Raw genomic sequence first — 17,384 nt, 5'->3', positions numbered from 1 at the left:
TGTGCCGGTCGACCGCCCGGCCCGCACGCGGCCCTTTCGAAAAGGTCAAATGGCGCCCTAGGGTATCGTGGAATCGTGGTTCCGCAAGACTTGTCGAAGCTCCTCGCCGGGGGTGCGGACCTGGAGGCGGAGTTCGATCGGGCCACGAGGACCCTCGAATCGATCGGGCTCTCGGGATACGAGGCGCGCGGGTACATCGCCCTCGTGGCCCACGGCTACGGGAGCGCGGAGACGATCGCGGAGACGGCGCACATTCCGCGCACTTCCGCGTACAAGGTCTTGCAGAGCCTCTGCCAGAAAGGGTTTGCAATCTCGACCCGGGGCCGCCCGACGATCTTCAAGCCGGAGGCGCCCGGGAAGGTCAAGGGCCGCGTCATCGAGCACCTGGAGGACACGTTCACCAAGCTCGACCTGCTCCACGAAGTCCTGAGGTCGAAAGGCGAGCCGCAGCTCGTCTACACGATCGTGACGAAGCCGCGCGTCCTCGAGAAGGTCGGCGAGCTCATCGATCAGTCGATGGAGAACGTGATCGTGTCGACGCCGACGTTCTCGGAGATCCGGGAGAACGTGGGGAAGAAAATCGAGCAGGCGATCGCCCGCGGCATCCGATTCACGATCATCACGGAGCCGGGGCAGAAGATTCCGGAGGGAGCGTCGTCCGTCCACCGGAAGGGTCTCATCGCCACGGACGTCATCGTGGACGGCGCGTCCGCGCTCATCGCCGCGCCGGACCTGTCCGCGTGCGGGTATACCGACAACGCGTCGCTGTCGAAGCACCTGGAGAACTTCCTCGAGATCATCATGAACCTGAAGGAGTGATGCCGCACGTGGTCTCCTCGGCGCGCTCCTTCGATGTCATCGTGATCGGTGCCGGGCCGGCCGGGGGCTACCTCGCAGGCAGGGTCGCAAAGGCCGGATACGAGGTCGCCCTCGTCGAGGAACACCGCGAGATCGGCGAGCCGATCCAGTGCGGCGGCCTCGTCACCCCGCGGGTCTTCGAGTACGTGGACTGCAAGGAGACGATCATCGGAGCGGTCCATGGGGCGGAGCTGTACTCGCCTTCGGGCCGCAAGCTCGTCATCGACGGGCGCGATACGGAGGCCGTCGTCGTGCAACGGGCGATGTTCGACCGCGCCATCGCCACGGACGCGGTCCGGAAGGGCGCGCACACGTTCCTCGGCGCTCAGGCACAAGCCGCGAGACGCGAGGACGGCGGCGTCGAGGTCGTCGTCGATCAGGACGGACAGCCGAGGAAGCTGCGTTGCAAGATCCTCGTGGGCTGCGACGGTGTCCGTTCGAACGTCGCGAAATGGTTCAACATCCTGCGTCCGAAGAAGATCCTCCCCGGATTCGAGGTCGAGATGACCGGGGTGCGCGGCGACCCGGGATTCGTGAAGCTCTTCATCGGGAGCGACATCGCCCCGGGCTTCTTCGGCTGGATCATTCCGAGCGGCGACACGGCCCGCGTCGGCCTGTGCGTCGGCCAGGGGAACGCGTACGCCTACCTCGAGAGAATGCTGCAACGCCCCGAGGTGCGACAGTACACGAAGGGAGCGCAGCCGATCCTGTACATCGCGGGCGGGATCCCCCTCGGATTCCCGCGCCGGACGTACGCGGACAACGTCATGATCGTCGGCGATGCGGCGTGCCAGGCGAAGGCCGTTTCCGGCGGTGGCATCTTCACGGCCCTGACGTGCTCCGACCTCGCCGCGAGGACGGCGATCGAGGCCCTCCAGGCGAACGACTGTTCCGGGCGGATGCTCCACCGCTACCACCGGGCGTGGACAAGATCGATCGGAAAGGAGCTCCGGAAGGACCTCGCGATTCACGAAAGCTTCGCGCGCCTCACGGACGCGCAGTTCGAGGAGCTGTTCGACATCTTCGACAGTCCCGAGATCCGCGACTTGATCGAGAGAAAGGGCGACATTGACTTCCCGTCGAAGGTGGGTTGGGCCCTGATCAAGGAAGACCCGCGGCTCCTGAAGTACGTGGGGAAGGCATTGCGGGCGATGATCGCGAGGAACGTCGGCATCTGACGGGTCCGCCCCTGCGGTCCTCGCTCGACGGAGCGGCACGACCCGCCAACGAGAGGAAGCCCGGCCGATGTCCGGGGCATCCGGTCACAATGTGTGCCACTGGCCTTCCAGAGGGAGGAGGACCTCGCGTCCTTCGAGGGCGTCCGCCAAGATCTGGCGGTTCTCCCCGTGCATCAGGACGACCCGCTGCGGATCGCATCCCTCGATGAACCGAACGAGGTCGTCGTGGCCCGCGTGGGCACTGAAATCGAACTTCTGCCACTCGCACTTGATGTCGACCGTGACGCCGTGGAGTTCGATCACGCCCTCGTCGATGAGCCGCCGTCCGTTCGTGCCTTCGACCTGGTAGCCCGTCAAGAGGATCGCGCTGCGAGGGTCCTCCCGGATCTCCTCGATGTACCGCAAGACGGGCCCGCCATCGAGCATCCCGCTCGTCGTGACGATGACGTCGCCCCGCAACGCGAGCTGCGAGTCCCTCCGACCTCGCACGACGCGCGCGCGGTTCATCGCCTTCCGCAGGGCCTTGACGGACCGGAGGTACTCCGGGTGCTCGACGTAAATCGAGTTCACCTTCTTCCCCATCCCGTCCAGCCAGACCTCGTGGCGGGCCTTGGCGAGCGTCAAGAGGATGTCCTGCGTCCGGCCCACGGCGAACGAGGGTACGAGCGCGAGGCCCCCGCGGTTCACGACCTGCTCGATCTTCTTCAGGAACGCATGCTCCGACTTGAGCCGCTCCGGATGCTGGCGCCCCGCGTACGTCGACTCGATGAAGAGCGTGTCGCACTTCACCGGCCGGGCGCCCCACACCAGGTCCGTCGTCAGCGTGTGCAGGTCGCCCGTGAAGACGGTCGTCTCCGTCCCATTCACCTCGAACATCGTCGCGCCGGGAATGTGGCCCGCCGGATGCGCGGTGACCTCGAGGTCGCCGATGTCGACGTTGTCCCCGAAGTCGATCGTCTTGAAGCGCCGCCGGGCGCCCCGCAGATCGCCGTCGTCGAACGGCGCGTCGAAGCCCTCCGCATCCGCGATTTTCAGGCTGTCCTGGAGGAGGAGGTCCGTGACGTCCGCCGTGGACGGGGTCAGCACGACGTCGAGGTCCTGGCGGCGGGTCACCCACGGGATCATCCCCGTGTGATCGAGGTGCGCGTGGCTGATGAACATCCCGTCCACCGGAGGGGCGGGCATCGGATACTGCGGCGGATCTCGCGGGAGCAGCCCGTAGTCGAACAGGAGGGAGATCGGCCCTTTCTTGAGGACCATCCCGAGGCGGCCCACCTCGGACGCCCCGCCGAGGAATTGAAAGTCCATCGGTTCCCGATTCGATACTTCGGGCCGCTATAAGAGACTGGCGCTGCCCCGCACGAACAGCGGTTGGCAGCGGATCGCGCGCGCCATCCGCCGCCGACCGAGGAGGACCATCGACAACTCCAAGAGGCGATCGCTCCCGAAGAAGCGGTCCGCGAGGTGCTTGATCCGCACGCCTTGCGCGAGCGGGCCGCCAACGGCGGAACGCCAGCGCTCTTCGTATGCGTCGATCGGCGTGCCGTCGAGGAGATGGTCGGCCGCCGTGTGGCCCGCGATCCGGCCGGCGATCATCGCCACGTTGTTCCCGCCGCCGTTCGTCGCCATGACCATCCCCGCCGCGTCGCCGACGAGCATCGCGTTGCCGGCGACCGTTCGCGGAGGCGGTCCCTGGACGGGCACGAACCCGCCCGTCGCCTTGCCGGGCTCGAGTCCTCGATCGAAGGTGAACCGGTCGAACAGCGCGCGGAGGTTCCCGCGGAAATGCTCCCACGTGCCCAGGCCGACGTTCGCGCAGCCGGCTTTCGGGATGATCCAGGCGTATCCGCCGGGCGCGAGGTTCCCGAAGTACAGGTCCGTCGCCGTGCCGAAGTCGCCCTCTGCGGTCGCGCTCATGGCGGGTCCGGACACGGGCCACTCGAGGCCGACGGACCGCGCGACCGTCGAGCGCGGACCGTCCGAGCCGACGATCACTTTCGCGCGTAAGCTGCCGCGGTTTGTCTCGACGTCCTCGCCGTGGACGCGGAGGACGGTCGTCTCGGTCGCGACCTCGGCGCCTTCCGCCGCCGCCTGGTCGGCGATCCCCTGGTCCATCTTGTCCCGACGGACCGTGAAGCCGCGAAACGGGATGTCGTAGCGACGTCCCGCCGGCGACCAGATCCGGATGACCGGCGTGTCGACCTCCCGGACGCGGTACGGAATCTCCATGAGGTCTTCCAGATCCGAGACGGTCGGGAAGATCGCCCGCACCTCGTCGTTGTGGGCGACGTACTCGCCGCACTGCACCGGCACGCCGATCTCCTTGCGCTTGTCGACGAGCAAGACTCGGAGGCCGCGCCGCGCGGCGTACCGCGCCGCCGTCCCCCCGGCGGGGCCCGCGCCGACCACGAGGACGTCGTAGGGGGTCGGCATCGCGGCGCCCCCTCAGGCGTCGCGCGACAACACGTACTCCACGAGGCGGTACATGTTCGCCTTCGCCTCGCTGTCCGGGATCGGATCGAGCGCCTTCTTCGCCAGCTCGGCGTACGTCAGGGCCTCGGCCCGCGCCTTCTCGATCGCGCCGGAGTCGCGGAGGAGGGCGAGCCCTCGTTGCACGTCGGCCTCCTGCTTGCGCCGCTTGCGGATCAGCCGGGCGAGGGCCGGCACGTCAATCCGGCTGCCGTCGTTCAGGGCGTGGATCGCGACGAGCGTCACGTTCCCTTCCCGGAGGTCCGTCCCCGGCCGCTTCCCCAGCCGGAGGGCGTCGCCGACCACGTCGAGGATGTCGTCCACGATCTGGAAGGCGATCCCGAGGTTCAGGCCGTAGTCCCCGACGGCGTCGACGTCCTCGAGGCGCGCCCCCGCGAGCAGGCCGGCAATCTTCGCGCCCGCCATCATCGGAAGCGCGGTCTTGCGGAGGATGATGTCGAGGCACTCCTCGCGGCTCACGTGCGTATCGTACGCGTGGCGCTGCTGCCGGATCTCGCCCTCCGCGAGCGCGGCGCACGCCTGCGCCGTGAGCTCGACGATGTCCGCGTCGAACTTGCCGCCGATGCCGAACGCCTTGACGAAGAGGAAGTCCCCCGTCACGAGCGCGTTCTGCACGCCGAACTTCCGGTAGGCTGCGAGGCGGCCGCGGCGCATCTCGCCGCCGTCGTTGATGTCGTCGTGGATGAGCGTCGCGCTGTGGATCATCTCGAGCGCGGCGGCGAGGTCGATCGCCTGGCGGACATCCGTGCCGCCGAGCGCCTGGAAGGCGAGGAGGGTGACCATCGGCCGGATCCGCTTCCCCCCGGCCTCGATCACGTAGGCCGCGATGTCATGGAGGAGAGGCTCCTCCGAGACGATGCTCTCCCGGATCCGCTCCTCGACGAGGGCGAGTTCCTTGGTCACGCCAAAATCGTGCGAACCCGTCATCGGGGCCGTCCCAATCCGTGCTATCAAATCGGCTTATATAATCGTTTCCTGGGTACCGGACCGCCGGCGCCCCAGGGGCTGCGGGTCCGGCCTCCCACGCCGTCGCAAAGCAGGCGGGCGTTTCACCGCGGGGTCAGGTCCTGCGGATGGCCTAATCCGCGACGGACGCGACGGCCCGCATCGGGACCTTGCCGTTGGCCGCGACGCTCTTGACCGTGGGCGCGATCGCCTCGAGGAATGTATGGATCATGTCATCCCGGTTCCCGATCCAGTCGGCCATCATGACGACGGGCATCATGATCGTCATGAACGGGTAGACGAGGTTCTCGTCCGGGATGTCCTTCGTCGCGAGGCGGAGCCCCATCGACGTGAGGTCGGCGATGCGCCGCAGGTGCGCGTCGTAGTCCTCGATCGTCAGGTGCGGGTTGTAGTTCTTCAGGGATGTCAGCTCGCGGAGCTCCTTCTGCCGCATCGCGATGAGCGAGAGATTCGCAATCCCGTTCCGGAGGTCCTGGTGGATGCTCGACACGTGGTCCATCAGGATCACGGCGGCGTCGTAGTAGTACCATCCTGCGAGGAAGTTCTTCATCTGCCGGAGGTCGTACGATTGGTCGGTGAAGGCCATGTCGATCAGGTTGTGCCCGCTCGCGACGCTCACGTGCCCGCCGAGCTTCTCCCACCAATTGATTGAGTCGTCGGGCGCGTAGAAGCTCTCCGAGACCTTCTCCATCCGACCGACCGAGAAGTTCGGTTCCTTCTGGTACATCGTCAGGGCCTGGCTCAGGGCCACGCGTTCGTTCATGATCTCCATCTGATAGAAGTAGTCGGCCCCATGGGGGGCGTGGTTCCAGAGGACGTTGAACCCGCGGGTGATGTTGTTGATCAAGTCGAACAAAGGGATCTGGTCCTGGCGCAGCATCGTCACCAGGCGCTTCATGAACGACGTCGAATCGAAGTCCGGATCGAACATCGTGCTGAGGACCATGTGGTGCAGGTCTTTCGCCTCAAGGTACGAGTACGCCCCCTTGTCGATCAGGTCGTCCAGGATGCCGATCACGCATTCCCGGTAGACCTTCGCGGTCATTGTCTTCGCGATGTTCTCCCGCGGCATGTGAGGGCTGAACTGCTCCGTCATCATCGTCGCCCCCGCCGCGAAACGGAGCGTCTGCAGGTAGTTCCACACCTCGCCTTGGTCCTCCCAGAACGCCCCAGGCGGGATGTTCGGCGGACGCAGGGGGATGCCGCCTGAGGTCGAGTTCTCCCGAAGCTCCTTCAAAGCCTTGTGAACGTTCGTGATGTGGTCCCGCAAGGAGGCCTTGTCGAACCCGAAGTCATGGAACTCGAAGAGGCCTTCGGCGTATCCGCCGAGGCGTAAGACCGTCCGGGACAGGAGTTCCAGGTCCTCCCGGTTGATGCCGAGCGGGACGGCGGGTTGGAGCGTCACCGAATTCAGGAGAGTCGTTGCCCACGGTGCATATGAACGAGCCCGTGTTGATTCTCCGCCACGATTCTTATTCTTGAGAACACGGGGCGGCTGGAATCGCTCCGGATAACCGCTAGGGACCGCTTAAATAGCCTGCCGGACGCGTGTTGGTGCAGCGTCGAAACGGGGGACTCTCCCTGGCCGCCAGCGACAGCATCGTCTCGTACCTGAGCGCCGCGAGCGCGCTATTCCTATCGATCCTCATCATCGTCGCGATCGCGCGGCAGAAGACGCACCGGGTGTTCCAGAAGCACGTTCTGTTGTTCGCGGTCTCCCTGCTGGTCTGCGCGATCATCTCGAACGTCCTCATTGGGATCTACGTCACCGAACCGGGACAACAGTTCATCCAGTCTCTCAAAGACGGCATCGTCCTGTCGAAGCGGGTTCAGGCGACGTTCGACTACCTGTTCGCGATCGCGATCGGCGCGTTCATCGTCGTCGCGACGACGCCGGCGATCAGCTCGCGCAAGGACTTCGCGGCCTACATGACGGACGAGTTCCCGAGCTCGTACGTGTTCTACGTGTTCATCATGGTCATCACGATCATCACGATCCTCGTGTCCCCGGTCCAGGTCATCTCGACGAACCCGACCGTGATCTCGTTCGAGCCGTACTTCCTATTCATCAACGGTTTCGCGGTGGCGACGCTGATCCTTTACGCTCCGTACCGGTTCGTCGCGTACCTGCGTAAGACGAAACCCGGGCAGGAAGTCCGGCGGGACACGTTCCTCATCATCTTCGGGATCTCGGGGTTTGCGGTCGGCGAACTCCTCTTCGAGATCTTTCTCCCGAACAACGGGATCGACCTGCGGGCGCCCGGGTTCATCGTCGAGATGGCGCTCGTCGGGCTGATCGCGTTCGGGGTCCGCGAGAAGTCGTTCCTGCAGGCACTGATCCTGCCGGAGGCGGAGGCGCACCTGCTCACGAAGCCGACGTACGAGTTGGACCGAGGCCACGCGTACGCCGTCCTGGAACGGGACGCGGGCCAGGCGTTCGAGATCTTCAAGGACTCCGTGACGCACGGGGCGCAAGGCCTGTGCATCACCCGTCGCTCGCCGAAGTCCGTCATGACGGAATACGGGCTCGAGAAGACGCCCGTGCTCTGGCTGAGCCGCGTCGCGACGGAGAAGAACGCGATCCGGCCGTCGCCACCGGAGAAGGTGGCGTTGGCGGTCGAGCATTTCATCGAGGTGAGCGAGAACCCGATCGTCCTCCTCGACGGGTTCGAGTACCTCGTGTCGCACAACGACTTCGGCTCGGTCCTCGCCCTCTTGCACGACCTGAGCGAATCCGTCGCGATGCGGGAGGCGATCCTCCTCGTCCCGTTCGACCCGACCGCGTTCGGCGAACGCGAGATCGCGCTCGTCCGGCGCGAGCTCCGGCTCCTGGGTCAGATGGCGGAGGAATTCGGCTCCGTCACGAAGATCCCACGCTGAGCGGGACCAAAGGCTTTTATCCGCCCGTCCAAGTGGGTTTCCGCATGGAGGATCCCGATCTCGAGGCGATCCGTGCGAGGAAGCGTCAAGAGCTGCTCGCGGCACTCGCGCCGAAGCCCGCGCCGCCGGCATGGACCGGCCCGATCACCTTGACCGACACCACGTTCGAGGCGGAGGTCCGCAGGCCTGGGCTGCTGCTCGTCGACTTCTGGGCGGAGTGGTGTGGGCCGTGCCACCGCGTCGCGCCGGTCCTCGAAGACATCGCGAAGGCTCGAGTGGGCCGAATGCGCCTCGGCAAGCTGAACGTGGACGAGAGTCCGCAGACGCCCGCTCGGTTCCAGGTCGGCTCGATCCCCACGATGCTCCTCTTCAAGGACGGGAAGCTCGTGGAGGGCCTCGTGGGCGCGCTGCCGCGGGCGCAAATCGAGGCGGTCGTCGATCGGTGGACGTGAGCCACGGCGGCTTGATCTGGCTCACTGCGCGAGCGGACCGGTCGGGCGCGGTTTCGCTTCCTTCAGCTGCGGCCTCAGGTTCACGACGATCGTTCGGAACGCCTTTGCCGCCTCGGAGTCCGGATGCTCGATCACGAACGGCTTGCCGGCGTCTCCGCCGATGACGATCCGCGGGTCGAGCGGGATGCGGCCGAGGAACGGCAGGCCCATCTCCTTTGCCGCGGCCTCGCCGCCACCGACCTTGAAGATGTCCGTCGGCTTGCCGCAGTGCGGACACACGAACCCGCTCATGTTCTCGATGACTCCAAGGATGTCCAGCTTCACCGCTTTCGCGAAGGCGATCGACTTACGCACGTCGAGGAGAGACACCTCCTGTGGCGTCGTCACGACGACCGCGCCGTCCGCGTCGGGGATCTCCTGGGCGACGCTGAGCGGCTCGTCGCTCGTCCCCGGTGGGAGGTCGATCACGAGATAGTCGAGGTCGCCCCACTCGGTGTCGGAGAGCATCTGCTTCAACGCCTTGATCTTCAGCGGCCCTCGCCAGACGACCGCGGTGTCGCGCTCGATGAGCTGGGCCATCGAGATCACGCGCACCCCGGCAGGGCCGATCGTCGGCTCGAGCCCCGTCGCGGTCGCCTTCACCTGCGCGTCTTCGACGCCCATGATCTTCGCGACGTCGGGACCTGTGACGTCCGCGTCGACGAGGCCGACGGCGCCTTCTTCGGCGAGGACGCACGCCAGATTGGCGGCAACAGTTGTCTTGCCGACACCGCCTTTTCCTGACATGACGACGATCTTGTGTTTGATGCGGGACATTCGCTGCGCCATCTTCATGCGCTCGCGCATCGCCGCCATAATGTGCGGGGGAATCTGCGCGGTCTCGAGTTCTTCGGCCAAGTTTTCACCGGGAGAGATACGGAGTCAGATTCGCGCGTATATTAAACGTTGCCGACCTACGTCTGGGCGGCCTTGGTCATCAGGCTGGCAAGCCTCCGCACCTCGAAAAGGAACGCCGCCCCGGAAGGGTCGTTTGGGAGGTTCGCGAAGAACTCCGCGAGGGCGTCGACCGTGACGAAGCCGGCCTCCCGGTCGAACGTCCGCGCTCGAACCCATAGCGGGTCATCCGCGGCGATCAGCGCGTGCCGCCTCAGGTTGCCGAGCGAGAACCCGTTGCTCACCGCGAGCCCGACGTTCCGCCAGCGGTCTTCGCCTCGCATCCCCGCGTTCCCGTCGACCCAGCCCGCAAAGAATCGGTACGCTCGGTCCCCGCCGTCCGAGGCGAAGACGAGGAACGCCAGGTCGTCGGCGTATATGTCCTGGATGTGGTTGAAAGCCTGCGAGAACGCATCCTCCCCCGCCTGGGGAATCCGCACCTCCCGGCTGACGGCTCCGTAAACGTCCGGATCGTGCGAGGCGTGGCGGGCTTCCGTGCGGAGCATGTGGCCCATCTCGTGGGCGACGAGGCCGTCAAGTGTCCCCGATTGCACCGCCCGCACGGAGACGAAGAGCGTGTGTCGGTCGCTCAGGGATTTCGAGGCGCCCATGATCGGCATGGAGACGATTTCGGCGGAGACCGGCGACCGCAGCCGCAAGCCTTCTTCCGCGTACCCGCGCTCGACCGTTTCGAACGCCTCTCGGACCTCCCGCACCCCTCCCCCGCCCGCCTTGTCCACCACCGTGAGGAGCACGTCCATCGGAATCCACCGATTCAGAAAAAGCTTCGTGCGAGGATCGGAAGAACGCACGAACTCCGCGGATCAGGCGCGGACCTTCATCCGAGGACCAAAGGTTTATCCGACTTCGTTCTGCTCATCGGCCGCCCGTTCTCGTGTTCCCATGGTCGCGACCAAGAAGCGCGCGCGCTCGAAGGACGTCAAGGCGCCGACGCCACAGGAGGTGGCGGACAACCTCCGCAAGGCGAACTTGCCGAAGGAGCAGTCCGCGAAGTACCATCCGTACTATCAGGGCAAGATCGAGATCGTCCCGCGGGTCCCCGTGCGGACGTTCAACGACTTCGCGATCTGGTACACTCCCGGCGTGGCGCAGCCGTGCCTCGACATCTACGCGAATCCCGAGAAGGTCTGGACGCTGACGAACAAGTGGAACCAGGTCGCCGTCGTCACGGACGGCACGCGCGTCCTCGGCCTCGGCGACATCGGTCCCGAAGCGGGCTTACCGGTCATGGAAGGCAAGGCGCTCCTGTTCAAGTACCTCGGAGGCGTCGACGCGTTCCCCGTCCCGCTGGCGACGAAGGACCCGGAGAAGATCACCGAGACCGTCAAGCTCATCACGCCCTCGTTCGGTGGCGTGAACCTCGAGGACATCGCGCAGCCGAAGTGTTTCGGCATCCTGGAGCGGCTGCGCAAGGAGTGCGAGATCCCGGTCTGGCACGACGACCAACAAGGGACCGCGACGATCAACGTGGCCGGCGTCATCAACGCGCTGAAGGTCGTGGGCAAGAAGGTTGCTGACGTGACGATCACCCTCGTCGGCGCGGGCGCCTCGAACATCCGGACGGCGAAGCTGCTCATCGCCGCCGGCGCGAAGCCGGGCCACCTCATCCTCGTGGACTCGAAAGGGATCGTCGGTCGTCGGCGCGCGGACATCGAAGCGGCGGCGGCCGATTACCACGAGAAGTGGGAACTCGCCCAGACGACGAACGCCGAAGGCCGCGAGGGTGGCATCCCGGAGGCGATGGCCGACGCCGACGTTGTGATCGCGGCGTCAAAGCCCGGACCCGGCGTCATCCAGAAGGACTGGGTGGCGTCGATGGCAGACGACTCAATCCTGTTTGCGATTGCGAACCCCGTGCCGGAGATCTGGCCGTGGGAAGCCGCGGAAGCCGGTGCGCGCGTGATCGCGACGGGCCGTAGCGACTTCCCGAATCAGGTGAACAACAGCCTCGGCTTCCCCGGCATCTTCCGCGGCACCCTCGACGTGCGGGCGCGGACCATTACAGATGAGATGTGCATCGCCGCGGCGGAGGAGCTCGCGAGAGTCCAGGAGGAGCGCGGGCTGGACGAGGAGCACATCGTGCCGACCATGGAGGAGATCGACGTCTTCGCCCGGGAGGCCGCCGCCGTCGGCCGGAAGGCGATCGACCAAGGGATCGCCCGCGTCACGAAGAGCCGCGACGAGCTCCTCGAAGGCGCCCTCGCGCTGATCCGACGCGCGCACGAGGAGACGAAGTTCCTGATGCAGGACGGCTTCATCCGGCCACCCCCGCCCTGACCCGGGCGGTCGAACTCCCGGCTTGCCGGTCTCGACCGGTGCCTCTCGGTCCGGAAAACCGTCGACGGATTTATCGTCCGCTCGTTCCTATGGAGACGTCGATGGGGTCCGTGGAGGAAGTGAAGCGTCGACACGAGGCCCATCTCATGAAGATGCGGGGGGTGGTCGGGGTCGGCATCGGGCGTAAGGACGGCAAGGACTGCATCCGGATCTACGTGGACGAGGACAGTCCTCGAATCCGAGCGCAAATCCCGGATTCGCTCGACGACATCCCCATCGAGGTCGTGGTGACGGGGACCTTCAAGGCCCTGTGAAGGGTGGGATGACGCCGAACGCGGAAGACGCGAAGCTCGTCTGCGAGTGCCAACTCCTCGGGATCGAGAGGGAGGGACTGACGCCGTCGACCCACCCGGACGTCGTCGGGGTGGGGATCGGCCACCGCACAGTCCGCAGCTTCCCGACGGACGAGCTCGTCGTGAAGGTCTACGTCCGCCAAAAGCTCCATCCCCTCCTCGTGAAGGACGGTCGGACGATCCCGGACGAGATCGAGGGCGTGCCGACGGACATCGAGGAGGCGGGCGAGTTCTCGATCTGGCGCCCGATCCCGCCGATCTACCAACGGAAGGTCCGTCCCGCGATGGGCGGCTTGTCGATCGGTCACTACGCCATCACCGCCGGCACGATGTCGTGCCTCGTGCAGGACGCTGGCGAGACGTTCATCTTGTCGAACAACCACGTCCTCGCGAATGAGAACCGCGGCGTCGAAGGGGATCCGGTCCTCCAGCCCGGCACCTTCGATGGCGGCAAGACGGACCGCGACGTGATCGGTCGCCTCGACACGTACGTCGCGGTGGACCCGGAAGGTCCGAACCTCGTGGACGCCGCAATCGCGGCCCCGTTCGACGCGCGGGATGTGACCCCGGACATCCTGAACATCGGCCGATTGCGGGGGACCCGCGAGCCGACGCTCGACGAGAAGGTGATGAAGAGCGGCCGCACGACGCGCCTCACGAACGGAGCGGTGGTGGACGCGAGCGCGACGCTCCGGGTGGGCTACGCGACAGGCGCCTACGTCTTCACGGACCAGATGATCATCAAGGGCGAGCGCGGGTCCTTCAGCGCGGGCGGAGATTCCGGGAGCACGATCGTCGGGTACGACGGCCGCGCCGTCGGGCTGTTGTTCGCCGGATCTCCGTTCTTCACGGTGGCGAACAAGATGCCGAACCTCGAGAAGGCGCTCGACGTGAAGGTCGTCTAGGCGGCCTCTGGTTTCGGGCCGGTCCGTCGGGTTTCTCGAGACCAGCTCTTCCGCTCAATCGGGCGGAATGGTCGACCATTTCGCGAGCGTGGCCTGCGGCGCCGCGTGCTCCTTCAGGTGCGAGAGCCGCACGCCGATGAGGCGCACCTTCCGGTCGGGCGCGAGGACCTCCTTGAGCATCATCTGGCTCAGGGTCAAGATCGGATCCAGGTCGGTCGTGTGGATCTTCAGGCTGCGCGACCGAGTGTGCGTCTCGAAGTTCGAGTATCGGGCCTTGAGGGTGACCGTCCGGTATGCGTATTTCTCGAGGAGGAGCTGCTCGTGGAGCGATTTCGCGAGCGCCTCGAGTTCGGGCCAGACCGTGCTATACGAGTCGAGGTCTTTCGCAAAGGTCGTCTCCGTACTGATTGATTCCGGTGGGCCGCTCGGCTCGACCACCTCGCCGGCGTCGCGACCGAGGGCGACGTCGTAAACGTACTCCCCGAACGCCCCGAGGAGCTCGACGAGGTCTTGGCGGTTCGTCCGCTGCACGTCGCCAATCGATTCGAGCCCGAGCTCCTTCAGCCGCTCGGCGGTTTTCGGGCCGACGCCCGAAATTTTCCGGACCGGGATCGGTGCGAGGAATTCGACCACGTGGTCGGGCGAGACGACCGTGAGGCCGTCGGGCTTCTCAAAGTCCGACGCGATCTTCGCGAGCGCCTTCGTTGGCGCGATGCCGATTGAGCAGGAGAGCCGATGGTCCCTCCGTATCGCGGCCTTGATGTCCCGTGCGATCTCCTGAGCGCGGGAGAAGTTCCCGTCGCACCGGTTCGTGACGTCGAGGTAGCCCTCCTCGATCCCGCTCGGCTCGAGACGATCCGCGAAGCCGCGGAGGGTCGCCATGATTTCGCCGCTCACCCGGCCGTACAGCTCGAAGTGCGGCGGCACGAAGATGGCGTCGGGACACCGGCGGAGCGCCTCCACGCACGACATCGCGGACCGCAGGCCGTAGCGTCGGGCCTCGTAGCTCGCCGTGAGGACGACGCCGCGCGGATGCTTGCGGGGATCCGCGCCGACGACGACAGGCTTGCCCTCCAGCGCGGGATTCTCCCGAATCTCCACGGCGGCGTAGAACGCGTCCATGTCGACGTGCAACACGACGCGCGATCCGGCGGAGGCCGAAGCCATGGCGCTTCCTCATGGACGGGTCCTGAGATAAAATCCTTCGCCACGGGGACGGGCGAATCGAACGCCTAGAAGAAGAACCCCTGGGCGGCTTGGATCAGGTAGTTGAGGAAGAACGCTGCGAGAATGGCGGTCAGTATCACGATCGCCAGGGCGATGAACACTGCAGCGTCGATCGACCGCGGGGCGGAGATCTTCGTCGCCCCCTCCTCCGGTTCGAGGATGTACATGTACCAAATCACCCGCGCGTAGTAGTACAGGGAGAGGGCGCTGTTCAAGACCCCGGACACGGCGAGGGCGAGGTACCACTGGTTGAACGCCGCCGCGTTGACGGCGCTCGAGAAGAGGACGAATTTCGAGAAGAACCCTCCGAGCGGGGGGATGCCCGCGAGGCTCAGGAGGAAGACCATCATCGAGAACGCGAGGAACGGCATCCGCCGGCTCAGGCCCTTGTACGCCTCGATGTCGTCCGGGACGCCGCGCGACTCGGTGCCCGCGACGACGAGGAACGAGCCCGCCTTCATCGCCGCGTAGACGAACACATGGAGCATACCGCCGACGAGGCCGTACGCGGCCACATTCGCGGCGTTGTCCGTCGGCGACGTCGACTGGATGGCGACCGCACCGACGGCGAGGGCGATCAGGATGTACCCGGCCTGGGCGATGCTCGAGTACGCCAGCATGCGCTTGATCGATCGCTGCGGGATCGCGACGACGTTTCCCACGGTCTGCGTCACAATCGCGAGGATCGCGAGGGTTGCGACCCAGTCGACCTGGACGTTCAGCAGGCCGATCAGGAACACCCGGAAGAGGGCGACGATCCCGACATTCTTCGACGCAGACGTGAGGAGGACGCTGATCGTCGTCGGCGATCCTTGGTACACGTCGGGCGCCCACATGTGGAACGGGACGACGGCGACCTTGAACCCGAATCCCGCGATCAGGAACACGAGGGCGATGATCAGCGGGGGCTCGATCGCCGGGTACGCCGTCAGGTCGAGGTGGGTCCGCAAGAGCGCCAGGTCCGTCGTCGACGGGATCGACGTGGTGCCCGCGATCCCGTAAATCAACGAGATGCCGAACAGGACGACGCCGGAACTCACCGCGCCGATGATGAAGAACTTGACCGCCGCCTCGGTCGCCTGCTTGTCCCGCTTCCGGTACGCGACGAGGGCGAACGTGCTCAGGCTCGACGTCTCGAACGCCAGGAAAAGCACGAACAGGTCCGTCGCCGCGGCGGTGAACATCATGCCGACGATCGCGAGGAGCATGAGCGCGTAGTACTCGCCCTGGTGCGGCTCCTCCTTCTGGATGAAGCCTCGGGACGCCAGGATCGCGAGAAGGGCGACGAACTCGAACATCACCTGGAAGAAGAGCGCGAATCGGTCGACGTCCATCTTGAGCTCGGCGGTGAAGTCGCCTTCGGCGCCGACGGGGGACGGCCACAGAGACACGCGCAGCGCCGTCGTGATCCCGAGGCCCATCATGTCGAGCGTGATGAACACCGCGAGGCCGGTACCGACCAAGGCGAGTGCCCATAGCGCCTCCGGCCGGCGCCGCCATGCGAACCCTAGGACCGCCGAGGCGAGCGCCGTGACGACGAGGATCGCCTCCGGGAGGAAGACCGTGTAGCTCGACACCTCACAGCCCTCCGAGGATGCCGCTCGACCACGTCGAGAGGAGGTCCAGAAGGAGCACCGGCACGATGCCGAACACCGCGAACGATGCCGCGAGGACGGCGAGCGGCGCGACCTCGAAGCGGTGGAGGTCCTTCGCGCCCTCCCACTTCGGGTTCAGCGGCCCGAAGATCGAGCGTTGCATCGCCCAGATGAAATACGCCGCCGTCAGGATGACGGTCAGGATCGGGATGAAGACCCACAGGCCGAACGCGGCGTAGACCCCGAGGAAGACGGAGAACTCCGCGACGAACCCGACGAGGCCGGGGAGCCCGAGGGACGCCAGGAACGAGATCATCATGAACGTCGCCAGGCGCGGGACCTTCTTCGCGATCCCGCCGAGCTCGGAGATGTTCCGCGTGCCGAGGGAGTGGCCGAGCGAGCCCGCGACCATGAACAGGGCGGCGGCCACGAGCCCGTGCGCGAACATCTGGAAGATCGCGCCGCTGAAGCCGAGCACGGCCCCGGGTCTCAGCCCGACCTGCGTGTAGCCGTACACTCCGGCGGCGATCCCGAGGGTCACAAACCCCATGTGGCTGACGCTCGAGAACGCGACCATGCGCTTGAGGTCGTCCTGCGCGAGGCACACGACGGCGCCGTACAGGATCGAGATCACGCCCACCGCGGCGAGGAGCCAGTACATGTCAATCGCGGCCTGGGGGATCATCTGCACGTTGAACCGGATCAGCCCGTAGCCGCCGAGCTTCAGCAGGATCCCGGCGAGGATGACGGACCCGCCGGTGGGCGCTTCGACGTGGGCGTCCGGGAGCCACGTGTGCAGAGGCCATGTCGGGAGCTTCGTCCCGAACGCGATGAGCAGGGCGACGAACATCAGGTCCCCGACCTCCCGCGGGATGGGCACGGTCGCAATGAGCTCCCGCATATCGAACGTGTGCGGGCTCGAGTAGAAGTAGAAGGCGAACACGGCCAGGAGGAGCGGCAAGGAAGCGAGGAACGTGTACATGAAGAACTTGATCGCGGCGTACTTCTTCCGGGGACCGCCCCACACTGCGATGATGAGGTACATCGGGACGAGGCCGACCTCCCAGAAGATCAGGAATTGGAAGAGATCGAGGGACAGGAAGACCCCGGTGATCGTGGTCTCCATGAACAGGAAGGTCGCGAAGAATGCAGGCACGCGATGGTGCTCGTCCCATGAGACCGCGAGGGCGAGCGGGGTGAGCAGGGCGTTCAGGAAGACGAGGACGACGGAGAGTTCGTCGGCGCCGAA

Annotated in this window: 16 protein-coding genes; 7 read left to right on the top strand and 9 right to left on the bottom strand. The window is 66.0% G+C overall.

Annotation, left to right across the window (positions count from 1 at the left end; translation table 11 throughout):
- Positions 1-75: 75 nt before the first annotated feature.
- Both VF992_02460 and VF992_02455 read left to right on the top strand, forming a co-directional pair.
- Positions 76-819 carry a helix-turn-helix domain-containing protein gene (locus VF992_02460; protein HEX9340021.1) on the top strand — a complete coding sequence of 248 codons (744 nt, stop codon included), beginning with the start codon at positions 76-78 and terminating at the stop codon, positions 817-819.
- Positions 819-2,036 carry an NAD(P)/FAD-dependent oxidoreductase gene (locus VF992_02455; protein HEX9340020.1) on the top strand — a complete coding sequence of 406 codons (1,218 nt, stop codon included), beginning with the start codon at positions 819-821 and terminating at the stop codon, positions 2,034-2,036. The genes VF992_02460 and VF992_02455 overlap by 1 nt, the downstream gene beginning before the upstream one ends.
- Before the next feature lie 84 nt (positions 2,037-2,120).
- On the opposite strand, the gene VF992_02450 is transcribed toward VF992_02455, so the two are convergent.
- From VF992_02450 to VF992_02435, 4 genes are all read right to left on the bottom strand, one after another.
- The gene (locus VF992_02450; GenBank protein HEX9340019.1) at positions 2,121-3,344 is read right to left on the bottom strand and encodes an MBL fold metallo-hydrolase; all 1,224 of its coding nucleotides are present in this window, start codon (positions 3,342-3,344) and stop codon (positions 2,121-2,123) included.
- Between the two features lie 27 nt (positions 3,345-3,371).
- Positions 3,372-4,469 (bottom strand): NAD(P)/FAD-dependent oxidoreductase, encoded by a 1,098-nt coding sequence (locus VF992_02445; GenBank protein ID HEX9340018.1) that lies wholly within the window; start codon positions 4,467-4,469, stop codon positions 3,372-3,374.
- Positions 4,470-4,481: 12 nt separating this feature from the next.
- Positions 4,482-5,429, bottom strand: coding sequence for a polyprenyl synthetase family protein (locus tag VF992_02440; protein HEX9340017.1), 948 nt, complete (start codon positions 5,427-5,429; stop codon positions 4,482-4,484).
- Between the two features lie 175 nt (positions 5,430-5,604).
- Positions 5,605-6,897, bottom strand: coding sequence for a hypothetical protein (locus VF992_02435; GenBank protein HEX9340016.1), 1,293 nt, complete (start codon positions 6,895-6,897; stop codon positions 5,605-5,607).
- A 149-nt stretch (positions 6,898-7,046) separates the two neighbouring features.
- Here VF992_02435 and VF992_02430 point away from each other — a divergent pair, with 149 nt between their 5' ends.
- Positions 7,047-8,372, top strand: a complete 1,326-nt coding sequence (locus VF992_02430) for a DUF835 domain-containing protein (protein HEX9340015.1) — start codon at positions 7,047-7,049, stop codon at positions 8,370-8,372.
- Between the two features lie 44 nt (positions 8,373-8,416).
- On the top strand, positions 8,417-8,824 hold the full coding sequence (trxA, locus tag VF992_02425) for a thioredoxin (GenBank protein HEX9340014.1): 408 nt from the start codon (positions 8,417-8,419) through the stop codon (positions 8,822-8,824).
- 21 nt (positions 8,825-8,845) lie between these two features.
- On the opposite strand, the gene VF992_02420 is transcribed toward trxA, so the two are convergent.
- Positions 8,846-9,721 carry an Mrp/NBP35 family ATP-binding protein gene (locus VF992_02420; protein ID HEX9340013.1) on the bottom strand — a complete coding sequence of 292 codons (876 nt, stop codon included), beginning with the start codon at positions 9,719-9,721 and terminating at the stop codon, positions 8,846-8,848.
- 56 nt (positions 9,722-9,777) lie between these two features.
- Positions 9,778-10,512 carry a DUF5781 family protein gene (locus tag VF992_02415; GenBank protein HEX9340012.1) on the bottom strand — a complete coding sequence of 245 codons (735 nt, stop codon included), beginning with the start codon at positions 10,510-10,512 and terminating at the stop codon, positions 9,778-9,780.
- A 148-nt stretch (positions 10,513-10,660) separates the two neighbouring features.
- Here VF992_02415 and VF992_02410 point away from each other — a divergent pair, with 148 nt between their 5' ends.
- From VF992_02410 to VF992_02400, 3 genes are all read left to right on the top strand, one after another.
- Positions 10,661-12,055 carry an NADP-dependent malic enzyme gene (locus VF992_02410; protein ID HEX9340011.1) on the top strand — a complete coding sequence of 465 codons (1,395 nt, stop codon included), beginning with the start codon at positions 10,661-10,663 and terminating at the stop codon, positions 12,053-12,055.
- A gap of 101 nt (positions 12,056-12,156) precedes the next feature.
- On the top strand, positions 12,157-12,369 hold the full coding sequence (locus VF992_02405; GenBank protein ID HEX9340010.1) for a hypothetical protein: 213 nt from the start codon (positions 12,157-12,159) through the stop codon (positions 12,367-12,369).
- An 8-nt stretch (positions 12,370-12,377) separates the two neighbouring features.
- The gene (locus VF992_02400; GenBank protein HEX9340009.1) at positions 12,378-13,313 is read left to right on the top strand and encodes a hypothetical protein; all 936 of its coding nucleotides are present in this window, start codon (positions 12,378-12,380) and stop codon (positions 13,311-13,313) included.
- A gap of 54 nt (positions 13,314-13,367) precedes the next feature.
- Here VF992_02400 and dinB read toward each other — a convergent pair whose 3' ends face one another.
- From dinB to VF992_02385, 3 genes are all read right to left on the bottom strand, one after another.
- On the bottom strand, positions 13,368-14,480 hold the full coding sequence (dinB, locus tag VF992_02395) for a DNA polymerase IV (GenBank protein HEX9340008.1): 1,113 nt from the start codon (positions 14,478-14,480) through the stop codon (positions 13,368-13,370).
- A 65-nt stretch (positions 14,481-14,545) separates the two neighbouring features.
- Positions 14,546-16,117, bottom strand: a complete 1,572-nt coding sequence (locus tag VF992_02390; protein ID HEX9340007.1) for an NADH-quinone oxidoreductase subunit N — start codon at positions 16,115-16,117, stop codon at positions 14,546-14,548.
- 1 nt (position 16,118) lies between these two features.
- A partial coding sequence (locus tag VF992_02385) for an NADH-quinone oxidoreductase subunit M (protein ID HEX9340006.1) occupies positions 16,119-17,384 on the bottom strand: 1,266 nt, incomplete at its 5' end.

Source organism: Thermoplasmata archaeon, from assembly GCA_036395115.1.
Taxonomy (GTDB): domain Archaea; phylum Thermoplasmatota; class Thermoplasmata; order RBG-16-68-12; family RBG-16-68-12; genus RBG-16-68-12.
This window is presented reverse-complemented; position numbering and strand designations above follow the sequence as displayed.